Origin of the sequence: Streptomyces sp. NBC_00513, assembly GCF_041431415.1 — a bacterium.
Taxonomy (GTDB): Bacteria; Actinomycetota; Actinomycetes; order Streptomycetales; family Streptomycetaceae; genus Streptomyces.
Genome location: NZ_CP107845.1, coordinates 1,962,419 through 1,982,762 on the forward strand (window position 1 = coordinate 1,962,419; position 20,344 = coordinate 1,982,762).

The 20,344-nt window shown below is 72.3% G+C and carries 19 protein-coding genes; 9 read left to right on the top strand and 10 right to left on the bottom strand.

Translation table 11 applies throughout. The annotated features are described in order from the left end of the window. Nucleotides 1-20 precede the first annotated feature (20 nt). The 3 genes from OHA84_RS09345 (at nucleotide 21) to OHA84_RS09355 (ending at nucleotide 3,693) form a co-directional block, all read left to right on the top strand. Nucleotides 21-1,064, top strand: coding sequence for a phosphotransferase family protein (locus OHA84_RS09345; protein WP_266972221.1), 1,044 nt, complete (start codon nucleotides 21-23; stop codon nucleotides 1,062-1,064). A gap of 10 nt (nucleotides 1,065-1,074) precedes the next feature. Then, nucleotides 1,075-2,304 (top strand): acyl-CoA dehydrogenase family protein, encoded by a 1,230-nt coding sequence (locus tag OHA84_RS09350; RefSeq protein ID WP_266951191.1) that lies wholly within the window; start codon nucleotides 1,075-1,077, stop codon nucleotides 2,302-2,304. A gap of 189 nt (nucleotides 2,305-2,493) precedes the next feature. After that, nucleotides 2,494-3,693 carry a S8 family peptidase gene (locus tag OHA84_RS09355; RefSeq protein WP_266951189.1) on the top strand — a complete coding sequence of 400 codons (1,200 nt, stop codon included), beginning with the start codon at nucleotides 2,494-2,496 and terminating at the stop codon, nucleotides 3,691-3,693. A 127-nt stretch (nucleotides 3,694-3,820) separates the two neighbouring features. On the opposite strand, the gene OHA84_RS09360 is transcribed toward OHA84_RS09355, so the two are convergent. The 3 genes from OHA84_RS09360 to OHA84_RS09370 all read right to left on the bottom strand — a co-directional run bounded on the left by OHA84_RS09360 (nucleotide 3,821) and on the right by OHA84_RS09370 (nucleotide 7,072). After that, nucleotides 3,821-4,429, bottom strand: coding sequence for a TetR/AcrR family transcriptional regulator (locus tag OHA84_RS09360; RefSeq protein WP_053678840.1), 609 nt, complete (start codon nucleotides 4,427-4,429; stop codon nucleotides 3,821-3,823). 67 nt (nucleotides 4,430-4,496) lie between these two features. After that, complete coding sequence (locus OHA84_RS09365; RefSeq protein WP_266972218.1) at nucleotides 4,497-6,302, bottom strand: AMP-binding protein; 1,806 nt, start codon at nucleotides 6,300-6,302, stop codon at nucleotides 4,497-4,499. Then, entirely contained in the window at nucleotides 6,299-7,072 is a 774-nt protein-coding gene (locus OHA84_RS09370) for an SDR family oxidoreductase (protein ID WP_266972216.1), read from the bottom strand. Before OHA84_RS09370 ends, OHA84_RS09365 begins: the two co-directional genes overlap by 4 nt. 286 nt (nucleotides 7,073-7,358) lie before the next feature. Between OHA84_RS09370 and OHA84_RS09375 the strand changes: the two genes are divergently transcribed. The 4 genes from OHA84_RS09375 to OHA84_RS09390 all read left to right on the top strand — a co-directional run bounded on the left by OHA84_RS09375 (nucleotide 7,359) and on the right by OHA84_RS09390 (nucleotide 11,745). Further along, on the top strand, nucleotides 7,359-8,615 hold the full coding sequence (locus tag OHA84_RS09375) for a DUF1343 domain-containing protein (protein ID WP_266972214.1): 1,257 nt from the start codon (nucleotides 7,359-7,361) through the stop codon (nucleotides 8,613-8,615). 78 nt (nucleotides 8,616-8,693) lie between these two features. Then, a complete protein-coding gene (locus OHA84_RS09380) occupies nucleotides 8,694-10,169 on the top strand; it encodes a serine-threonine protein kinase (protein ID WP_266972212.1) in 1,476 nt (491 codons plus the stop codon). Between the two features lie 149 nt (nucleotides 10,170-10,318). Continuing rightward, nucleotides 10,319-10,918 carry a hypothetical protein gene (locus tag OHA84_RS09385; protein ID WP_053679312.1) on the top strand — a complete coding sequence of 200 codons (600 nt, stop codon included), beginning with the start codon at nucleotides 10,319-10,321 and terminating at the stop codon, nucleotides 10,916-10,918. Next, nucleotides 10,915-11,745, top strand: coding sequence for a 3-keto-5-aminohexanoate cleavage protein (locus OHA84_RS09390; RefSeq protein WP_266972210.1), 831 nt, complete (start codon nucleotides 10,915-10,917; stop codon nucleotides 11,743-11,745). The genes OHA84_RS09385 and OHA84_RS09390 overlap by 4 nt, the downstream gene beginning before the upstream one ends. Here OHA84_RS09390 and soxR read toward each other — a convergent pair. Continuing rightward, complete coding sequence (gene soxR, locus OHA84_RS09395) at nucleotides 11,720-12,169, bottom strand: redox-sensitive transcriptional activator SoxR (protein ID WP_053679310.1); 450 nt, start codon at nucleotides 12,167-12,169, stop codon at nucleotides 11,720-11,722. The genes OHA84_RS09390 and soxR overlap by 26 nt on opposite strands. 106 nt (nucleotides 12,170-12,275) lie before the next feature. On the opposite strand from soxR, the gene OHA84_RS09400 reads away from it, so the two are divergent. Next, a complete protein-coding gene (locus OHA84_RS09400; RefSeq protein WP_053679308.1) occupies nucleotides 12,276-12,737 on the top strand; it encodes a MaoC family dehydratase in 462 nt (153 codons plus the stop codon). Nucleotides 12,738-12,863: 126 nt separating this feature from the next. On the opposite strand, the gene OHA84_RS09405 is transcribed toward OHA84_RS09400, so the two are convergent. From OHA84_RS09405 to OHA84_RS09415, 3 genes are all read right to left on the bottom strand, one after another. After that, nucleotides 12,864-13,520 (bottom strand): TetR/AcrR family transcriptional regulator, encoded by a 657-nt coding sequence (locus OHA84_RS09405; protein ID WP_266972207.1) that lies wholly within the window; start codon nucleotides 13,518-13,520, stop codon nucleotides 12,864-12,866. 88 nt (nucleotides 13,521-13,608) lie between these two features. Then, nucleotides 13,609-13,926 (bottom strand): YiaA/YiaB family inner membrane protein, encoded by a 318-nt coding sequence (locus OHA84_RS09410; RefSeq protein ID WP_053679303.1) that lies wholly within the window; start codon nucleotides 13,924-13,926, stop codon nucleotides 13,609-13,611. Between the two features lie 125 nt (nucleotides 13,927-14,051). Continuing rightward, nucleotides 14,052-15,203: an acyl-CoA dehydrogenase family protein gene (locus OHA84_RS09415; RefSeq protein WP_266972205.1), complete on the bottom strand. Its 1,152-nt coding sequence runs from the start codon at nucleotides 15,201-15,203 to the stop codon at nucleotides 14,052-14,054. A 76-nt stretch (nucleotides 15,204-15,279) separates the two neighbouring features. Between OHA84_RS09415 and OHA84_RS09420 the strand changes: the two genes are divergently transcribed. Beyond that, nucleotides 15,280-15,927, top strand: coding sequence for a TetR/AcrR family transcriptional regulator (locus OHA84_RS09420; RefSeq protein ID WP_266972203.1), 648 nt, complete (start codon nucleotides 15,280-15,282; stop codon nucleotides 15,925-15,927). Nucleotides 15,928-16,123: 196 nt separating this feature from the next. Here OHA84_RS09420 and OHA84_RS09425 read toward each other — a convergent pair whose 3' ends face one another. The 3 genes from OHA84_RS09425 to OHA84_RS09435 form a co-directional block, all read right to left on the bottom strand. After that, the gene (locus tag OHA84_RS09425) at nucleotides 16,124-17,203 is read right to left on the bottom strand and encodes a Zn-dependent alcohol dehydrogenase (protein WP_266972201.1); all 1,080 of its coding nucleotides are present in this window, start codon (nucleotides 17,201-17,203) and stop codon (nucleotides 16,124-16,126) included. Between the two features lie 26 nt (nucleotides 17,204-17,229). Further along, nucleotides 17,230-18,642: an aldehyde dehydrogenase family protein gene (locus OHA84_RS09430; RefSeq protein ID WP_266951163.1), complete on the bottom strand. Its 1,413-nt coding sequence runs from the start codon at nucleotides 18,640-18,642 to the stop codon at nucleotides 17,230-17,232. Between the two features lie 99 nt (nucleotides 18,643-18,741). Next, nucleotides 18,742-20,274, bottom strand: a complete 1,533-nt coding sequence (locus OHA84_RS09435; RefSeq protein WP_266972199.1) for a citrate:proton symporter — start codon at nucleotides 20,272-20,274, stop codon at nucleotides 18,742-18,744. Between the last annotated feature and the right edge of the window lie 70 nt (nucleotides 20,275-20,344).

Sequence of the window (20,344 nt, forward strand, 5' to 3'; positions counted from 1 at the left end):
CCCGTACGGAGGTGCGCACCATGACCCCAGCGCCAGAACCGACCCCGACCGGCCCGCCGGGCCTCGATCCGGAGCGGCTGCGCGGCCATCTCGACGCCGCGCTGCCCGGTCTCGTGGCCGGGCCGCTCACCGGCCGCCTCATCGAGGGAGGCCGCTCGAACCTCACGTACGCGGTCACCGACGGGTCCGCCCGCTGGGTGGTGCGCCGGCCGCCGCTCGGCCACGTGCTGGCGACCGCCCACGACATGCGGCGCGAGTACCGCGTGATCGCGGCCCTGCACGGCACGGCCGTACCGGTGCCCGAGCCGGTGCTCCTGTGCGAGGACGAGTCGGTGCTGGGCGCGCCGTTCTACGTGATGGAGCACGTGGACGGGGTCCCGTACCGGACGGCCGAGCAGTTGTCCGCGCTCGGCCCCGACCGCACCCGACGGGCCGTGCTCGGCCTGGTGGACACCCTGGTCGACCTGCACGCCGTGGACCCGGACGCCGTGGGGCTGGGTGACTTCGGCCGCCCCGAGGGCTTCCTCGACCGGCAGTTGCGCCGGTGGGGCAAGCAGCTCGCGGCCTCCCGCGGCCGGGAACTCGCCGGGATCGACGAACTGCACGGCGCGCTCGGCCGATCCCTGCCCGACTCCCCCGCCCCCACCGTGGTGCACGGTGACTTCCGGCTCGACAACGTCCTGATCGGCGGACCGGACGACACGATCCGGGCGGTGCTGGACTGGGAGATGTCCACGCTCGGCGATCCGCTGACCGACCTCGGGCTGCTGGTGATGTACAGCTCGGACCTGGGCCTGACCGCCTCCCCCGTGAGCACGACCAGCGGGGCACCCGGCCACCCCTCCCCCGCGGAGCTGGTCGAGCGGTACGCCGCCCGTTCGGGTCGGGACACCTCCGCCATCGCCTGGTACACCGCCTTCGCCTGGTTCAAGCTCGCGGTGATCCTCGAAGGCATCCACTACCGCTTCACGCTCGGACAGACCGTCGGAACGGGCTTCGACCGGATCGGCGAACTGGTCCCGATCTTCATCGAGCACGGTCTGCACACCCTCCAGGAAGGCTGAGGAACCCCGCATGGACTTCGCATTCGACTCCCGGACCGAGGAACTCCGCCAACGGCTGCACGCGTTCATGGAGGAGTACGTGTACCCGGCGGAGGCCGTCGCCGCCGAGCAGCGCGCGCGGCTGGCCTCGCCCTGGGACACCCCGGCCGTCTTCGGTGAACTGAAGGCCGAGGCGCGTCGCCAGGGCCTGTGGAACCTCTTCTTCCCCGGCGAGCGGTACGGCGCCGGGCTGACCAACCTCCAGTACGCCCCGCTCGCCGAGATCACCGGCCGCAGCCCGCACCTGGCGCCGATGGCGACGAACTGCGCCGCCCCGGACACCGGGAACATGGAGCTGCTGGCCCAGTTCGCCGACGAGGAGCAGCGCAAGCGGTGGCTGGAGCCGCTGTTGGAGGGCGAGATCCGTTCGGCGTTCGCCATGACCGAGCCCGACGTGGCCTCCTCGGACGCCACGAACATCGAGACCCGCATCGAGCGTTCCGCCGGCGGTGACGAGTACGTGGTCACGGGCCGCAAGTGGTACATCTCCGGCGCGATGAACCCGGACTGCAAGATCTTCATCGTCATGGGCAAGACCGACCCCGACGGCGCCGACCCCCGCCGCCAGCAGTCGATGATCCTGGTTCCGCGCGACACCCCGGGCGTGGAGGTCCGCCGCGCGATGACGGTGTACGGGTACGCCGACCACGACCACGGCGGGCACGCCGAGGTGGTGTTCCACGGGGCGCGGGTCCCGGCCGCGAACCTGATCGGCGAGGAGGGTTCGGGGTTCGCCATCGCCCAGGCCCGGCTCGGTCCGGGGCGGATCCACCACTGCATGCGGCTGATCGGGATGGCGGAGCGGGCCATCGAGTTGATGTGCGAGCGCGCGAGCGGACGTACCGCCTTCGGTAGGGAATTGGCCTCGCAGGGTGTCGTGCAGAACTGGATCGCGGACGCCCGGGTCACCGTCGAGCAGTTGCGGCTGCTGGTGTTGAAGACGGCCTGGCTGATGGACACGGTCGGCAACCGGGGCGCGCACACCGAGATCCAGGCGATCAAGATCGCGACGCCGCGGGCGGTCGTGGGGATCCTCGACCAGGCGGTGCAACTGCACGGCGCGGGCGGGGTCAGTCAGGACTTCCCGTTGGCCGAGTTGTGGGCGGCGGCGCGGACGCTGCGGTTGGCGGACGGTCCGGACGAGGTCCATCAGCGCTCCCTGGCTCACCGGGAGTTGAGGAAGTACGCGGGGCGGGCGTGAACGTGACGTGTTCGTGCGGGAGTTCTGGCGAACATGTGTGCACGGTGAAGGCGATGCGGGGGGTCTTTTAAGAAACCTTGTTGAATAAGCCCTGAAGGCGGGTGCGATCTTGATTTGCGCCTGTCAATCGGAACAGGGTTCTCCAGAAGGTTTGACGCCCCACACGTCAACACGAGGAGAACCCTCCACATGGCAACTCACAAGCGTTCGCGCGGTTTCCGGTACGCGGCAGTCGCCACGGGAGCCGCCACCGCGGCAGCCGTGACCCTGCTCGCGACCCCCTTCGCGGGGGCTGCGACACCGGCCGAGGGCACGGTCTACGGACTGGGCGCGCCCGGCGCGATCAGCGGAAGTTACGTGGTCATTCTCGACGAGGCCGCGGACAAGGGACAGCTCGCCGACAAGTACGGCGGCGAACTGCAACGCACCTACACCTCCGGGGTCAACGGCTTCTCGGCCTCCGGCCTCAGCGAGACCGAGGCCAAGCGACTCGCGGCGGATCCCGCCGTCGGCAAGGTCGTGCAGAACAAGAAGTTCCACATCAACGCCACGCAGGACAACCCGCCTTCATGGGGGCTCGACCGGATCGACCAGGCCAAGACGGCCGGAGACAAGAAGTACGACTACCCCGACACCGCCGGTGAGGGGGTGACCGCGTACGTCATCGACACGGGCATACGCGTGAGCCACAAGGACTTCGGCGGCCGCGCCACGCACGGCTTCGACGCGGTGGACAACGACGACAGCGCCGACGACGGCAACGGTCACGGTACGCACGTGGCCGGCACCATCGCCGGTACGGAGCACGGCGTCGCCAAGAAGGCGAAGCTGGTCGCGGTGCGGGTGCTCGACGACAACGGTTCCGGTTCCACGGAACAGGTCGTCGCGGGCATCGACTGGGTCACCAAGAACCACAAGGGTCCGTCCGTGGCCAACATGAGCCTCGGCGGCGGTGCGGACGAGGCGCTCGACGAGGCGGTGAAGCGCTCGATCGCCTCGGGCGTCACGTTCGCCGTCGCGGCGGGCAACGAGTCGACGGACGCCGGGCAGGGCTCCCCCGCCCGTGTCCCGGAGGCGATCACCGTGGCGTCGAGCACCATCGACGACGCGCAGTCGGACTTCTCCAACTTCGGCTCCGTGGTGGACCTGTACGCGCCGGGCTCGGACATCACGTCCGACTGGAACGACAGTGACAGCGGCACCAAGACGATCTCCGGCACCTCCATGGCCACCCCGCACGTGGTCGGTGCCGCGGCCGTCTACCTGGCGGGACACTCGTCGGCGACGCCGGCCGAGGTGGCCGCCGCGCTGACCGGTGCGGCCACCGCGGACGCGGTGACCAACCCGTCGGCGGGTACCGCGAACAAGCTGCTCAAGGTGGCCCCGTAACGGGTGACCGGCAGACCTGAACCGGTCCGCCCCTCGACCGCCCCGTCCGGGGGCGGCTCGGGGGGCGGGCCGGTTCGTCGTGTGCGGGGGTGAGGGGCGGGTGTGAGGGGCGGGCTCCCCGCCGGCCTCAGGGGCGCAGCGCGCGCAGCAGCAGGTCCGCGAGGTGATCGGCGACCTGCTGGGGCGTGAGCGGGCCGTCCTCCCGGTACCAGGTGGACAGGTGGTGCACGGAACCGAAGTGGTAGTCCACCACCAGGTCCGCGGGTGTCGCGGTGGAGAACACCCCCGTGCGCTGTCCCTCCTCGACCAGTGCCCGGAAGCGCTCGTGATAGCGCCGGCGCTCGGCCCGGACCTGCTTGAACTTCTCGGGGCTGAGCTGGTGCATCGACCGGAAGAAGATCATCGCGTCGTCGAGGTTCTCGATGGTGGTGACCACCACGTCGGCGGCGGCGGCGCGCAGCCGCTCCTCCACGGGCGCGTCGGAATCGGCCACCGCGTCCAGTCGCTGCTGCTGGAGGCGCAGCATCCGCGCGTACACCTCGTGCAGCAGGTCGTCCTTGGACCCGAAGTAGTGGTAAAGCGCGCCCTTGGTGACCCCGGCCGCCTCGACGATCTCCTGTACGGAGGTGCGGTCGTAGCCGCGTTCGGCGAACAGCCGGGTGGCGACGGCCAGCAGTCGCTGCGGCACCGGTGCGTCGCCGGTGCCCTCGGAGTCCGTGGTGGTCTTGGCGGCCATGGCTCTCGCCTTCCTTCCTGATCCCTCGCCCGTTGCGGGGCGACGTCGTGCGTCCGTCCGACTGTTTTCAGCCGCGTTCGCGCAGTTCCCGTCGCAGGATCTTGCCACTGCTCGTCTTGGGAAGGACAGGCAGGATCTCCACCTGCCTCGGGTACTTGTACGCGGCGATGCGCTCGGCGCAGTACGCGGACAGTTCGGCGGGCTCGACGCGGGCTCCGGGGCGCAGGCTCACGTAGGCCTTCACGCTTTCGCCCCGGTACGGATCGGGGACCCCGACCACGGCCGCCTCGTGTACGTCGGGATGGGTGTACAGCACGTCCTCGACCTCGCGGGGCCAGACCTTGAAGCCGGACGCGTTGATCATGTCCTTCTTCCGGTCGACGACGTACAGCCAACCGTCGGAGTCCATGAACCCGACGTCTCCGGTGCGCAGTTCGCCGTCCGGGAACGCGCTCGCGGTCTCCTCGGGCAGCCCCCAGTAGCCGGGGACGACCTGGGGGCCGCGGACGGCGATCTCCCCCGTCCCGCCGATCGGGACCTCGGCGCCCTGCTCGTCGAGGATGCGTACGAGGGTGTCCGCGCCCGGGAGGCCGACGGAGAGGGTGCCGGAGAGCGGGTCCACGGGGGCTTCGAGGTGGACGGGCACGGAGGCGCAGGGCGCGGTGCACTCGGTGAGCCCGTAGCCGTTGCGCAGGTAGAAGCCGAAGCGGGCGCGCAGCCGCTCGACGAGGGCCGGCGGGAGCGGGGCGCCGCCGGAGGAGACCACCCGGAACGAGGCGAAGTGGTCGGGGGTCGCGGCGGGGTGGGCCGCCAGGGCCATGAAGGCGGTGGCGGGGCCGACGGTGTAGGCGGGGCGGTGTTCGAGGAAGGCGTCGAGGACGGCGCCGGGTTCGAAGCGGTGGGCGAGCACGAGCGTGCCGGCGTTGACGAAGCAGGCGGCGAGTTCGCAGACCAGGCCGGTGATGTGGAAGAGCGGGGCGAGGGCGAAGTAGCCGGCGCCCTCGGGGAGGGGGTGGCCGGTGACCTGGCGGGTCGCGTTGTGGGTGAGGGCGCCGTGTGGGTTCAGGGCGCCCTTGGGGGTGCCGGAGGTCCCGGAGGTGTAGCTGATGAGCGCCGTGTCGGAAGCGGTGAGGCACGGGTCGGGCGGGGCGGGCCGGCCTTGACGGGCCACGGCGGTGAGGTCGGCGGCCTCGACGGGCGGCGCGTCCGTGTCGGGGGCCGGGGCCGCTTCTGTGGCCGCTTGCGGGGCGGGTGGCAGGACCCGTGGGTCGTTCCGCGTCTGGAAGTCCCGGTCGCGGGCGGTGAGCGCGACGCGAACACCGGTGTCGCGGATGCTCTCGCGGAGGTACTCGGTCCAGGCGCCGGCGTCGCAGACCAGGGCCACGGCGCCGGAGTCGCGCAGGATGTGGCCGACCTCGCCGGACTTGTACATGGGGTTGAGCGGGACGACGATCGCGCCGGCCTTCCAGGCGGCCAGCACGGCGAGCACGAAGTGCGGGGTGTTCTGCACCATCACGGCGACCCGGTCGCCGCGCCCCACGCCCCGCGAGGCGAGGTGGCCGGCGACCGAGTCGGAGAGCGCGTCGACCTCGGCGTAGTCCAGCCGGCCGTCGAAGTAGGCGAGGGCGGTACGTCCGGGGGCGCGGGCCACGGCCGCCCGGAAGGCGGCCGGCACGCTGACCGGGGGCGTGATGGGCGCCCGTTGGGCGGCGCTGAGGCGAGCCAGCCAGGGCCGGTCGGCGTAGCGGACGGGCCGGGGCGCCGTGTCCTCGGCGACGGTCGCGGGCGTCGCCTGGGCAGCGGTTTCAGCCGCGGGAACGGGCGCGGGTGCGGGGACAGGCACGGGTGTCGTCTCGCGGGCGAGCCCGGTCATCGTGTCTCCCACTTCTGCTGGAGGTGGTTCATGTTCGTCAGCCAGCGGTCCGGGTCGGTGGCCCGGGCGACGTGGTAGTCGGCCACCTCGGGGTGCGGGAGGATCAAGAACCGGCCCTTCTCCATGCCATCGAACAGGGCGTTCGCGACCGCTTCCGGCTCGATCGCGGTCGGCGCCAGGACGAGTTCGCCCGCCGAGCCCGCGGCGGTCAGCATGTCGGTGCGAACCCCCTGCGGGCAGACGGCGTGCACCTGGACGCCTCGGTGGCGGTAGGTCAACGACAGCCATTCCGCGAAGGCGAGGGCACCGTGCTTGGTGACACTGTACGGCGCGGCCCCGATCATGGTGAGGAGTCCGGCGGCGGAGACGGTGGACACGAACCGGCCGTTCCCCCGCTCCAGCCAGTCCGGCAACAGGGCGCGGGCGGCACGCACGTGCGCCATGACGTTGACGTCCCAGGCCGCTTCCCAGACGGCCTCGTCCACGAAGGCGTCGCCGCCCGAGGCGAGGCCGGCGTTGGCGCAGTAGACGTCCACGGTCCCGCCGAGGGCCTCGCGGGCCCGTTCCACGATCGTCGAGGCGTCGCCGGGGACCGCGAGCGCGCGGTCGCCGATCCCCTCGGCGACGGATGCGGCCTTCACGGGGTCGAGGTCGTTGACCACGACCGTGGCCCCCTCGGCGGCGAAGCGTTGCGCGAGGGCGGCTCCGATGCCGCCGCCCGCTCCGGTGACGACGACTCGCTGGTCCTGGTACGCGCTCACGTGGATCACCCTTCGACGCTGACGACGGATGCGGGCGGACCCTGGGGATCCGATCCGATCCGGACGGATCGGGGGCAGACTAACCAGTCGGTATGTCGGTACGGAAGGGGTCTGCGGCCTGGGTCGTCCCTTTCGGATCCTGCCGGTTGATCCCGCGTCGTCCGGTGCCGTGCATCGCAAGGCGGAGAGGCTCCCGATTACCGGACGTCCTCGGGTGCCTCGACAACGCGGCGAGGTGCGGTGCCGGGCGGCGTGGGTCGGACAGGATCCGGAAGAGACGGCCTAGCGTGTCCGGATGAGGCTGTCGCGACGCGGGGTACTGGGACTGGCCGGAGCCGTGGGGGCGATGGGGAGCCTGGGCGCGGTGGCGCCGGACTCCCCGAAGGCGGCCGGCGCGAGCGCGCGGGTACGGACGGGGTGCGAGCAGCTCGCCGCCGACGGGTACGAGGCGCTGGCCGGGGAGCGGATCGGGGTGGTCACCAACCCGACCGGGATCACCGCCGACGCGCGCCACCTGGTGGATGTGCTGCACGCGGACGAACGGGTCGACCTGGTGGCCGTGTTCGGGCCGGAGCACGGGTTCCGGGGCACCGCGCAGGCCGGTGGTTCGGAGGGCGCGGGCCGGGACCCGGCGACGGGGCTGCCCGTGTACGACACGTACGACAAGAGCGGTCGGCAGCTCGTGGACGTGTTCACCGCGGCCGGCGTGGACACGGTGGTCTTCGACATCCAGGACGTCGGGGCGCGCTTCTACACCTACATCTGGACCCTCTACGACTGCATGCGCGCGGCCGCCCTGGCCGGCAAGGCGGTGGTGGTGCTGGACCGGCCCAACCCGGTGGGCGGGGTGCGGGCCGCCGGACCGGTGCTCCAGCGGCCGTACGCGAGCTTCGTGGGTCGGGAGCCGATCGCGCTCGCGCACGGGATGACGACGGCGGAGCTGGCCCTCCTGTTCAACGGCGAGTTCCTGAAGGACAGGCCGGTCACGCTCAGGACGGTACGGATGACCGGATGGCGCCGGGAGTCGTTCTTCGGGGCGACCGGGCTGCCCTGGGTGCCGCCGAGCCCCAACATGCCCACTCCGGACACGGCTCTCGCGTACGCCGGCACCTGCCTGTTCGAGGGGACGAACCTGTCCGAGGGGCGGGGTACGACGACCCCCTTCGAGGTGGTCGGCGCCGAGGGCGTCGACCGGCGGTGGGCCGAGGCGGCGAACGCGCTGGGGCTGCCCGGGGTCTGGTTCCGGGAGACGTACTTCACCCCGTCCTTCTCCAAGCACGCCGGGAAGGTGTGCGGCGGGGTCCGGCTGATCGTGCACGACCGTGAGGCATTCGACCCGGTACGGGCCGGAATCGGACTGCTGGTCACCGCGCGGCGGACGTGGAGCGGCTTCGGCTGGCGGGCCGACCACTGGATCGACCGGCTGACGGGATCGGACCGGGTGCGCGCGATGGTGGACGCGGGGGCCGGCGTGGATGAGATCGTGGGCGACTGGACGGCCGGGCTGGCGCGCTTCGCCGCCCTGCGGGAGGGGTACCTCCTCTACCGGTGACCCGGCCGGCCGCGGGGCCGGCGGGCGGACGCGGCAGCGCGATGCCGGGGCCGCCGGGGCGGCGTGGAGGGGGGCGTCATGGCGGACGTCGGCATGGTGGTCGGAAGCGGTCAAGGCGGCGGGGGCGGAGGCGGGGGCGCGATCACGGCGGGCGTCGCGGCCGGGGTCGGGGCGGGGGTCGGGACAGGGGCCGGGATCGCGGCCGGGAACGGCGCGGGGGTCGCGGCCGGGGTCGGGGTCGGGGCGGGGGTCGGGGCGGGGGTCGGGGTCGGGCCGTACGCGGAACTCACCTTCGACGCCGACGGCGACGTGGATCGGAGCACCCGGGAGGCCGTGGCCCGGATCGAGGCGACCGACCTGCTGGTCTTCGCCCACGGCTGGAACAGCGACCGGTCCACCTCGACCCGCCTGTACGACCGCTTCTTCGCGCCCTTCCCGAACCTCGTGGGGTCAGGGGTGCGGCTGGGGTACGTGGGGGTGGTCTGGCCCTCGATCCGGTTCTCCGACGAGCCCATACCGGACTTCGACCCGCCCGGCGCCCTCGCGGAAGCGTGCCTCGGCAGCGCACTGACCCCCGCCACCCGGCGGGCGCTCGGGGAGTTCTGGCCGGACCGCGGGGCGGAGCTGGACCGCATCGCCGAACTGCTGGAGGAACGGCCCGATTCGGCGGCGGCGTTCGTCGAGTTCGGCGCACTGGTGAGGGAGCTCGTCGGGGTGGACGCGGTGGCCACGCCGGCCGCCCTGGACGTGCCGGCCATGTTCGCCCGGGACGTCCTGGAGGTGTGCCGGGCGTTCACCGTCGCGCTCGCGGAGGCGGGCGCGACGCCGAGGCACGACGATGTCGAGGGCGGGGCCCGGGCCGGGGGCGTGAATTCGGCACTCGGCGGCGGACTGCGCGCCCTGTGGAGCGGCGCGAAAGAGGTGCTGCGCCAGGCTACCTACTATCAGATGAAGAAGCGGGCGGGAGTCGTCGGCGAACACGGGCTGGGGCCGGTGCTCGCGGAGCTCGCGCACCGCCGGCCGGCGCTGCGGATCCACCTCATCGGTCACAGCTTCGGGGCGCGGGTGGCGGCATTCTCGCTGCGCGCGGTGCCGGACGGATCCCGGTACGTGAAGTCCCTCACCCTGCTCCAAGGGGCCTTCTCCCACTACGCCTTCACCGACCGCCTCCCCCACGACGGGGACCGCGGGGGCGCTCTGCGGGGGCTCCAGCGGCGGGTGGACGGTCCGGTGGTCGCCTGCCATTCCCCGTACGACACCTCGCTCAAGGTGTTCTATCCGCTGGCCTCCCGGATGGCCGGGGATTCGGCCGGACTGCTCGGTTTCGACGAGCGCTGGGGCGCGATCGGGCACGACGGGGTACGGGCCGTGCCGGGGACACCCCGGCTGAGCCTCGACACGGTGCTGCGCGGTGGGCTGCCGGGGGCGGGTTGCGTCAGCGTGGACGCGGGCTCCGTGGTCCGGCGGGGCGGGGCACCGTCGGGGGCGCACAGTGACATCTGCCACGAGGAACTGGCCCGGGTCGTGGTTGCCGCGGGGCGCATGGGGCGCTGAGTTCCGGCCATGTGCCACCCGCACGCCTCGACCGCCCCCGCATGCGCCCACATTCCGCCGGGCATGTTGGGCACGTCGGGACGTACGACGACGTTCGACTAGTACGACGCCTCGACGTGGGCGCGGGGCGCGGCGGAGGTGAAGGTGCGATGGCGGGATTTCGAAGTCTGGCCTACCAGGTGCGCGATGCACGCAATGACCGGGCGTTGCGGCGTCATTCGCTGCGCCGTTGTCTGGAGAGATTCGCGCCCTACGGGCACAGGGCGACGTGGTGGCATTTGTGCGATCGGCACGGGATCGCCCCCGAGGACCGGGGCGCCGATCCGCAGCGGCTGGTCGCGGCGTTGGAGGAGCTGGAGGAGGCTCGCGCGGTCTGGCTGGAGTACGAGCGCCAGTTCGCGGAGAGGCGTCGGCGTGAGAAGCACCACGGACTGCGCCGGCCGGACTGGGCGTGGGGCGGGAGCGGGGACGCGGTGGTGCGGTGCGCGGACCCGGGGATCCGGCCGGACGGCACGCTCGGCGAGGTGTTGAGACGGTTGGTGCGGGCCTTGGAGTCGGAGCCGGGCACGGGGTGCCCGATCTGTGGGGAGCGGGAGCTGAGCTGGCCGCCGATCGGGGTGGGCCACGAGGCGTGGGCCGGCGCCTGGTCCTGGGACGGGCCGGTGTGCGGGGGCTGCGGGATCGTGGTTCCCAGACCGGCCCTCGCCGACGCGGGGACGGTGGACCCGGCGTCGGCGGGAGCGGCATGAGCGGGACGGAAGCGGCGGGCCGGGATCCGAAGGGCGAGCGCGGGGCCGGGGGCGCGGCGGCGCGGGTTCCGCTCCAGGTCGCGTTGAACGGCGCTCGGGAGGCCGCCGAGGGGGCTGCGGTACCGATGTCCCCGGAGGACCTGGCGCGGGCGGCGGTGGCCTCGGTCGCCGCCGGGGCCCGTGAGGTGTTGGTGCATCCGCGGAGCCCGTGCGGCCGGGAGAGCCTCTCGCCCCGGGTGGTCGGGCCGCTGCTGGAGGCGCTGCGGGGCGCGGGGGTCTCCGTACCGCTGTCCGTGCCGGCGGGCATCGTGGCGGAGCCGGATCCCGCCGCTCGGCAGGCCCGGGTTCGTTCCTGGGAGGTACTGCCGGACCGCGCGGTGGTGCGTTTCACGGAGGCCGGGGCCGAGGAGTTGGGCTTGGCCCTGCTGGCGCGCGGGGTGGCGGTGGACGCGGTGGTTCCGCTGGGTGGCGCGGCCGGGCCCGAGCCGCTGGGCCGGTTCCTGGCGTGGGCCGTGCCCGATCACGGCCGGGTCCGCCTCGCGGTGGAGCTGTCGGAGGCCGATCCGGCGCTGGTGGCGGGGTTGTGCTGGTTGCCGCCCGTGGAGGTGGTGCTGTTCGGGCGGGAGGCCGCAGCCTGGCCGGTGCTGCGGCTCGCCGCGCGGTGTGGTGCGGGGGCGCGGATCGGCGTGGGCGACGTGCTCGTCCTTCCGGACGGGCGGCCGGCGCGGTCAAATGCCGAGCTGGTGACGGCGGCCCTGGCCGAGGTCGAGGCGTCCCGCGCGGCCAGGGTGGTGGGAGCGACTAGAGCGACAGTCGGGAGCCGGTGAGGCGCTCGCCGAACACGTCGTCCGGGTTGGACAGCGCGCAGTTCTCCAGGGACAGGCAGCCACAGCCGATGCAGTCGGTCAAGTGGTCGCGCAACCGGCCGAGTTGCTTGATCCGGTGATCGAGTTCGGCGCGCCAGGCCTCGGACAGGCCGGCCCAGTCCTCGCGGGTCGGCGTACGGCCTTCCGGAAGTTGGGACAGCGCCTCGCGGATGCTGGCGAGCGGGATGCCCACGCGTTGCGCGGCCCGTACGAAGGCGACCCTGCGCAGTGCGTCACGGGTGTAGCGGCGCTGGTTGCCGGAGGTGCGACGGCTGCTGATCAGGCCCTTGGCCTCGTAGAAGTGCAGCGCCGAAACGGCCGCGCCGCTGCGCGCGGACAGCTGACCGACGGTGAGTTCATGGACTTTCTCGGGAATCTGCGGCACCCGGCCGAGGGTAGTCGGCCGGACCGGAATCCGTTGACAGATACATGTGGCCCCAGCATGCTGAGCAAGCGCTTATTCGCTGGTCGGTGAGAGGCAGGGGCAAGGCATGGCCGAACCGAGGATCTTCACGTCCGCCGAGGAGCTGCGCGCCGGGGTCGGCGCCCCGCTCGGCCCGAGCGAGTGGCTGGAGGTGGATCAGAAGCGGATCGACCTCTTCGCCGACGCGACGGGCGATCACCAGTGGATCCACGTCGATCCCGAGCGGGCGGCCTCCGGCCCCTTCGGAACGACCATCGCGCACGGCTACCTCACGCTGTCGCTGCTGCCGAGCCTGGTTCCGCAGATCATGCGGGTCGAGGGCATGCGGATGGGCATCAACTACGGCACGAACAAGGTGCGGTTCCCGGCCACGGTGCCGGTCGGCTCGCGACTGCGCGCCACGGCCGTGATCACGGAGGTCACCGAGGCGGGTGGTGGCGTACAGGTCGCGGCGACCGTGACGGTCGAGCGCGAGGGCGGCGACAAGCCGGTGTGCGTCGCGGAGTCGGTGTCCCGGTACTACTTCTGAGCCGAGGGCCGGGGCGGGAGCGCGAGTCGGCCACGGAGACGGCGACCGGGCCCCGGGGCGGTATCACCGTTCGGTGTCACCGGGGATGAGCGTCAGCGCGTGACGGGTGCCACCGCGTGACGGGCGTCAGTACGCCGTGCCGTGGTCGGGGCGCGCGCCGTGGTCGGGGCGCGTGCCGACCATGCGGAGCACGAGGTCGGAGTAGAGCGCGCCGACCTCTTCGGGGGTGCGCGAGCCGGTCACGTTGAACCATCGGGCCACGTCGATGCACAGGGACAGGACGGCGAGGGTGGTGCCGGGCACGTCGGGGACCTCGAACTCGCCCGCCGTGACCCCGTCGGAGATGATCCGGCGCACGGCCGCGTCGCTCTGCCGGCGCAGTGCCACGATTTCGGAGCGGTGCTCCACGGCGAGAGCATCGAGCTCGTACTGGACCACGCGGGCGGTGGTGTGGTGTGCGGCGTGCCAGCCCACGAAGGACCGCACGGCCTCGTCGAGCCGGTCGGCGGCGGTCCCCGGGCCGGACGCGGCCGTCTCCAGGATCTCCAGCGCCTTGTCGTGGCCGATCCGGCTGATCCGGTGGAGCAGCTCTTCCTTGGTCTTGTAGTGGATGTAGAGCGCGGCCGGGCTCATGCCGGCCCGTCCGGCGATGTCCCGGGTGGTGGTGGCGTGGTAGCCGCGCTCCGCGAAGGCCTCCACGGCGGCGACGAGCAGCCGCCGCGCGGCGTCGGGGGTGACCTCCGACCACGGCTGGTAGCCGCCGGTGTCCGCCGGGCTGTCCATCGCTCGCTCACCCTCTTCGCCTCGCGGAACCCGTGTCGCGGGATCCGTCTATGGGAATGGACACCCTACCGGAGGGGTGAGCAAGCGCTTAGCGATCCTGGGCGGCCGGGCCGGGGGCGGGCTTCGGCGCAAAGGGGTCGTAGCCGGTCATGAGCTTCTCCATCCGGGCCTGATCGACCCGGGTGACGATCTGGGTGACCTCCTGCCGGTCGCGGATCACCTTGGCGAGGGTGAAGGCCGAGGTGGTCAGGTAGAGGACGGCGATACCGAGGAAGGCACGCACCCAGCCGTTCGCGTCCAGGTTGTAGATCCCCAGGGCCACGGCCGCCATGGCGACGCCGAAGGAGGCGACGGCCTGGCCGTAGTAGGCCCCCGTGTTCTGCTGCTTGACCGGTGTCTCGTTCATGGGTCCAGCTTCGGCGACCTGTGGCCCGCGCCACATCCGTGCGTGTACTCACGTACGTACTCAGCCGGCGGGGCGGCGGGGCGGCGGGGCGGCGGGGCGGCGGGGCGGCGGGGCGGCGGGGCGGCTCAGAACGCCGAAACCCCCGTACGGGCACGGCCGATGAGCAGCTTCTGGATCTGACTGGTGCCCTCGTACAGGGTCATCACCCGGGCGTCGCGCAGCAGTTTCCCGGCCGGGTACTCGTCGATGTAGCCGTAGCCGCCGTGGACTTGGAGGGCGTTGCTCGCGGCGCGCACGGCGGCCTCGGAGGCGAAGAGCTTGGCGGTCGAGGACTCCGTGGCGAAGGGCTTCCCGCGGTCGATCAGGTCGGCCACCCGCCAGGTCAGCAGCCGGGCCGCGTCCACGTCGACCGAGATGTCGGCGATCAGCTCCTGGACCAGTTGGTGGTGGGCGATGGGCTTGCCGAACTGTTCGCGGTGGGCGGCGTACGAGACGGCCGCGTCCAGCGCCGCCTGGGCGATGCCGACGCAGCCGGCGGCGACCGACATCCGCCCCTTGGCGAGGGCGGACATGGCCACGGAGAATCCCTTGCCCTCGGGCCCGAGCATCGCGGAGGCCGGCACGCGGACACCGTCGAGGGCGAGTTCGGCGGTGGCCTGGCCGCGCAGGCCGAGCTTGCCGTGGATCTCGCGACGGGTCAGGCCGGGGCTGTCGGTGGGCACGAGGAAGGCGGAGATCCCGCGGTGGCCGGGCTCGTCGTTGGTGCGGGCGAAGAGCAGGACCACATCGGCCCAGGTGCCGTTGGTGATGAACATCTTGCTGCCGCTGACGACGTACGTGTCGCCCTCGCGCCGGGCGCGGGTGTCCAGGTTGCCGGCGTCGGAACCGGTGCCGGGTTCGGTGAGACCGAAGCAGCCGAGCGATTCGCCCGAGCACAGGCGTGGGAGCCAGGCCTGTTTCTGCTCCTCGGTGCCCCAGGCGGCGACGGTCTTGGCCACCAGCCCGAGGGAGACGGAGACGATGCCGCGCACGGCGGAGTCACCGCGGCCGAGTTCCTCGGTGACGAGCACGTAGGCGAGGTGGTCGCCGCCGGAGCCGCCGTACTCCTCGGGCACGGTCAGTCCGAGGAAGCCCAGGTCGCCGAGCTTCTTGACCAGGGACCGGTCGACGCTCTCGGCGCGGTCCCATGCGGCGGCGTACGGGGCGATCTCGCGCTCGGTGAACTCGCGGGCGAGCCGGCGTACGGCCTCCTGTTCCTCGCTCAGCTCCAGGTTCACCGGGCACCTCCGGGCGGTCCGGCGCAGATTAACTAGCACCGGTAGTTTATTGCGGGCAGGCCCTACTATGTGGCGCATGGCCAGACCGCGCAAGCCCCTCCTCAGCAGAGACCGCATCGTCGAGGCGGCGGGCGCGCTGGTGGACTCGGAAGGCCTGGAGGCGGTGTCCACGCGCCGATTGGCCGCCGCGCTCGGCGTCAGCGGGCCTTCGCTGTACAACCACTTCCGCACCAAGGACGAGATCCTCGACGCCGTCGCGGACGCGGTGAGCGCCCGAGTCGACTTGTCGATGTTCAGCTCCGAGGACGGCCGGAGTTGGCGGCTCGCGCTGCACGACTGGGCCCACTCGTACCGGGACGCCTTGTCCGACCACCCGAACATCGTTCCGGTGCTGGCGCGGGGACCGGGCCGTCGCCCCTCGGGGCTTCGGGTGGCGGACGCCGTCTTCGGCGCGATGACCAAGGCCGGTTGGCCGCCCGCCCACGCGACGCGGATCGGCGCGCTCATGCGGTACTTCATCCTGGGCTCGGCCGTGGGTTCCTTCGCCGGGGGTTTCGTGGACGACCGTGCCGCGTACGACCCGTCGGACTACCCGCACCTGGGCCAGGCCCACTTGCTGGCCGAGCGACAGCACGAGGTGGACGAGGGCGCGTTCGAGACGGGGCTGACGGCGCTGCTGGACGGACTGGCGATCCAGTACGAGGCGCTGAAGGGGGCGACCTGACGGACGGCGGGGCGGGGGCCGGCGGGAGCCGGGACGGCTGGGACGCGGGCGGGAGTCGGGCAGGGGACGGGGCGCGGGCGGGAGCCGAGGGGACGGGGCGGGGCCTTGACCGGCTCCACCGGCTCCGGCCCCCGGCCCCCCGCTCCGACCCCGGCTCCGCCCCCGCCCCCGGGTCCGGGTCCGACCCCGGGTCCGGTCAGAAGATGACCAGCGAGCGGCCGCCCTTGCCCGCCAGCATCGCATCGAAGGCGGCCGGGATGCCGTCGAGGGTGATCCGGTCGGTGACGAGCGCGCTGAGGTCCAGCCGGCCGGCCCGGACGTGGTCGGCGATCACCGGGAGGTCGCGGGCCGGGTCGCTGTTGCCGTAGACGCAGCCGGTGAGGGTCCGGGCGAAGTGGAAGATCTCCAGCGCGTGGAAGGTGACCTGCTGCTCCTTGCCGCCGATGCCGACGACCGTGGTGCGACCGCCGCGACGGGTCGCGTCCCACGCACCGCGAATGGTGTCCGCCCGGCCGACGCACTCGATCGCCACGTCCGCGCCCCGGCCGCCGGTCAGCGCGCGGATCTGCTTGGCGGTGGTCTCCGATGCGAGGACGAACTCCGTGGCACCGGCGGCGCGCGCCAGCTCCTCCTTCGCCGGTGAGACGTCGACGGCCACGATCGGACCCGCCTGCGCGACGCGGGCCGCCTGGAGGGCGGCCAGACCGACCCCGCCGACGCCGAAGACGGCCACCGACTCCCCCGGGCGAACCTGGGCGCTGTGGTGAACGGCTCCGTAGCCGGTGAGGACGGCGCAGCCGAGCAGGGCGGCCTCGGCGAGCGGGATCCCGGCGGGTGCGGGCAACACGCAGTTCGCCGCGACCACGGTCTCCTCCGCGAAGGCGGCCACGTTCAGCCCGGGGTGCAGCTCGGTGCCGTCGGCGTCGTGGGCGTGGATCGCACCGACCCCGGCCAGCGCCTGGGTGCAGAGCCAGACCTCGCCGATCAGGCAGTGGTGGCACGCCCCGCAGGACGGGGCCCAGTTGAGCACCACCCCGTCGCCGGGGGCGACATGGGTGACGCCCTCCCCGACGGCGAGGACCGTGCCCGCGCCCTCGTGACCGAGGACGGCGGGGACGGGAACCCGCATGGTGCCATTGCTGAGGGAGAGGTCGGAGTGGCAGACCCCCGCTGCGGCGAGTCGCACGCGGACCTGACCGGGGCCGGGATCGGGCAGCACGATCTCCCGGATCTCCAGCGGGGCTCCGACTGCGGGCAGGATGGCGGCGCGGACCATGGTCGTCGTCTCCGTACTTCCGGGATTCAGAACTGCAGGGACTTGGTCTGGAGGTACTCGCCCAGGCCGTGCGGGCCCAACTCGCGCCCCACTCCCGACTGCTTGTAGCCGCCGAAGGGCGCGAGCACGTTGAAGCGACCGCCGTTGATGTCCACCTGGCCGGTGTCCATGCGGCGGGCGAAGGCCGTCGCGGTCTCCGCGTCCGCCGCCCAGACGGCTCCGCCGAGGCCGTACACGGTGCCGTTGGCGATGCGCAGGGCGTCGTCCTCGTCCTCGTACGGGAGGATCGACAGCACGGGGCCGAAGATCTCCTCCTGGGCGATGGTCATGTCGGGGGTGACGTCGGCGAAGAGGGTCGGGGCGATGAAGTACCCCTGGTCGTGGGGCGCGTCGGGCCCGCCCGCGACGAGGCGCGCCCCCTCCTCGACCCCCTTGACGATGTACGCGCGGACGCGGTCGCGCTGCTTGGCGTTGACCACCGGGCCGAGGCGGGTGCCCTGCTCGCGGGGGTCGCCGGTGGGGTACTTGGCGATGGCGTCGGCCGCGAGCGCGACGGCCTCCTCGTACTGGTCCCGGTGGACGAGCATGCGGGTGAGCGCGTTGCAGCTCTGGCCGGAGTTGTTCATGACGTGGCCGACGCCGACGGCGACGGCCTTGGCCAGATCGGCGCCGGGCAGGATGACGTTGGCCGACTTGCCGCCCAGTTCGAGGGCGACGCGCTTGATCGCGGCGCCGGCGGTGGCGCCGATCTGCCGGCCGACGGCGGTCGAGCCGGTGAAGGAGACGAGGTCGACTCCCTCGTGTGCGGCCAGCGCCTGGCCGGCGACCGGGCCGGTGCCGGTCACCAGGTTGAAGACCCCGGCCGGGATGCCCGCCTCGTGCACGGCTTCGGCGAAGAGCTGTGCGGTCAGCGGGGTGTCTTCCGCCGGCTTGAGGACGAGGGTGCAGCCGGCGGCGAGAGCGGGTGCCACCTTGGCAACGACCTGGTGCAGCGGGTAGTTCCAGGGCGTGATGGCCCCGACCACGCCGACCGGTTCCATCAGCACCGTGGAGTTTCCGAGACGCTCCTCGAAGGCGTACGAGGCGCCGAGTTCGGCGAACGAGCCCGCGACGGCGATCGGCGACCCCACGTGTACGGCCTCCGCGAAGCCGAGCGGGGCGCCGAGCTCCGCGGAGATCGTCTCCGCGATCTCCTTCTTGCGGCGGACCAGTACGTCGCGCAGGGCCCCGACGAGAGCCGCCCGCTCGGCCGGCGGCGTGGCCGCCCAGCCGGGGAAGGCCGCGCGGGCCGCACGTACGGCCTCGTCCACGTCCTCGGCGGTACCGGCCGGGACCGAGGCGAGGACCTGTTCGTCGGCGGGGTTGACGACCTCGATCCGCTCGCGTCCGACGGCCGGTCGCCAGGCGCCGCCGATGTACATCCCGTCGTGGGCCTTCATGGCTTTCCTCCCGAACACGCACGAGCGCGTAGAACCTGACCTCGCCAACACCTTACAAACTAGCGTCGGTAGTTTTGCGGGCGCCAGAGGCGTCCGCGATCAGATGATGCCGAAAAGCATCCCCGCCGCCAGGACCACCAGGGAGGTCAAGGCCGCCCATTTCACGGTGAATCGGGTGTGATCGCCGAACTCGACCTTGGCCATGCCGACGAGGACGTAGACGGCCGGAACCAGTGGGCTGGACATGTGCAGGGGCTGGCCGACCAGGGACGCGCGGGCGATCTCCAGCGGCGAGACGCCGTGGGCGGCGCCGGCCTCGGCCAGTACCGGCAGGACCCCGAAGTAGAAGCCGTCGTTCGACATGAAGTAGGTCAGGGGCAGGCTGAGCAGGCCCGTGACCAGCGCCATGTGGGGGCCCATCCCCTCGGGAATCGCGCCGACGAGCCAGTCGGCCATGTGCTTGACCATGCCGGTGCCGGTGAGGACGCCGGTGAAGACGGCGGCGGCGAAGACCATGCCCGCGACATTGAGGACGTTGTCGGCGTGGGCGGCGATCCGGGCCTTCTGGTCGGGCATGTGGGGGAAGTTGACCGTGAGGGCGAGGGCCGCGCCGAGGAGGAAGAGCACGGGGATGGGCAGCAACTCCATGATCATCGCGGTGAGGAGGGCGACGGTCAGTCCGGCGTTGAACCAGTAGAGGCGGGGACGGAGCGTCGCACGGTCCGGATCGAGCCCCTGGAAACCGTCATCGTCGCCGTCGGGGGTGGTGGCCGTGGCCGTGGGTGCGTCCGTGGGTGCGGGTGCGGGTGCGTGTGCGGGTGCGTCCGGAGCGGTGGAGGTGAGTACGGGTGCGGGTGTGCTGCCGGAGCCGCCCGGGCCCGAGGCCGCGACCACGGCGCCCACCCCCGCCGTGACCGTGGCGGGATCCCCTTCGGTCAGCTCCACCTCCGACTCCGCGTCCCGCTTCGCCGCGGTCTTCTCCTGCCCGCACTCATCCTGCGCGCCGGGCATGACGAGCAGCCCGACCCGCCGCCGCTCCTTCACGCCGAGGACGTACGCGAGGAGGAACACGAAGAGCAGCCCGGCCGCCAGCGCGGGGATCATCGGGACGAAGACGTCCGCGGCGTCGAGCTTGAGGGCGGTGGCGGCACGGGCCGTGGGGCCGCCCCAGGGGAGGGTGTTCATGACGCCGTTGGCGGTGGCCGCGACACCGGTCATGACCACCAGGCTCATGCCGAGGCGCTTGTAGAGCGGGTACATGGCCGAGACCGTGATCATGAAGGTGGTCGAGCCGTCGCCGTCGAGCGACACGATCGCGGCGAGTACCGCCGTACCGACCACGACCCGCATCGGGTCCGCCTTGCAGAAGCGCAGGATGCCACGCACGATCGGATCGAAGAGGCCGACGTCGATCATCACGCCGAAGTAGACGATGGCGAACATCAGCATCGCGGCCGTCGGCGCGAGTTTGCCGACTCCGTCGATGACGTAGTCGCCCAACTGCGCACCCTGTCCGGCGAAGACGCAGAAGAGCGCGGGGATGAGCACGAGCGCCGCGATGGGCGACATTTTCTTCAGCATGATCAGAACCAGGAAGGTCGCGATCATGGCGAAGCCGAGGAAGGTCAGCATGCTGGGAACGTAGGGGGCTCCTCGATGTGCCAACAAGACGTGGACGCGTGAGCAATACGAGCAAAACCCC

What these genes read in the sequence shown, in the direction of transcription:
- OHA84_RS09375 (WP_266972214.1), top strand. Translation starts at nt 7,359, where the DNA reads ATGAGGCTGTCGCGACGCGGGGTACTGGGACTGGCCGGAGCCGTGGGG.
- OHA84_RS09360 (WP_053678840.1), bottom strand. Translation starts at nt 4,429, where the DNA reads ATGGCCGCCAAGACCACCACGGACTCCGAGGGCACCGGCGACGCACCG.
- OHA84_RS09385 (WP_053679312.1), top strand. Translation starts at nt 10,319, where the DNA reads ATGGCGGGATTTCGAAGTCTGGCCTACCAGGTGCGCGATGCACGCAAT.
- OHA84_RS09350 (WP_266951191.1), top strand. Translation starts at nt 1,075, where the DNA reads ATGGACTTCGCATTCGACTCCCGGACCGAGGAACTCCGCCAACGGCTG.
- OHA84_RS09400 (WP_053679308.1), top strand. Translation starts at nt 12,276, where the DNA reads ATGGCCGAACCGAGGATCTTCACGTCCGCCGAGGAGCTGCGCGCCGGG.
- OHA84_RS09365 (WP_266972218.1), bottom strand. Translation starts at nt 6,302, where the DNA reads ATGACCGGGCTCGCCCGCGAGACGACACCCGTGCCTGTCCCCGCACCC.
- OHA84_RS09420 (WP_266972203.1), top strand. Translation starts at nt 15,280, where the DNA reads ATGGCCAGACCGCGCAAGCCCCTCCTCAGCAGAGACCGCATCGTCGAG.
- OHA84_RS09390 (WP_266972210.1), top strand. Translation starts at nt 10,915, where the DNA reads ATGAGCGGGACGGAAGCGGCGGGCCGGGATCCGAAGGGCGAGCGCGGG.
- OHA84_RS09435 (WP_266972199.1), bottom strand. Translation starts at nt 20,274, where the DNA reads ATGCTGACCTTCCTCGGCTTCGCCATGATCGCGACCTTCCTGGTTCTG.
- OHA84_RS09430 (WP_266951163.1), bottom strand. Translation starts at nt 18,642, where the DNA reads ATGAAGGCCCACGACGGGATGTACATCGGCGGCGCCTGGCGACCGGCC.
- OHA84_RS09410 (WP_053679303.1), bottom strand. Translation starts at nt 13,926, where the DNA reads ATGAACGAGACACCGGTCAAGCAGCAGAACACGGGGGCCTACTACGGC.
- OHA84_RS09380 (WP_266972212.1), top strand. Translation starts at nt 8,694, where the DNA reads ATGGCGGACGTCGGCATGGTGGTCGGAAGCGGTCAAGGCGGCGGGGGC.
- OHA84_RS09405 (WP_266972207.1), bottom strand. Translation starts at nt 13,520, where the DNA reads ATGGACAGCCCGGCGGACACCGGCGGCTACCAGCCGTGGTCGGAGGTC.
- OHA84_RS09355 (WP_266951189.1), top strand. Translation starts at nt 2,494, where the DNA reads ATGGCAACTCACAAGCGTTCGCGCGGTTTCCGGTACGCGGCAGTCGCC.
- OHA84_RS09425 (WP_266972201.1), bottom strand. Translation starts at nt 17,203, where the DNA reads ATGGTCCGCGCCGCCATCCTGCCCGCAGTCGGAGCCCCGCTGGAGATC.
- OHA84_RS09345 (WP_266972221.1), top strand. Translation starts at nt 21, where the DNA reads ATGACCCCAGCGCCAGAACCGACCCCGACCGGCCCGCCGGGCCTCGAT.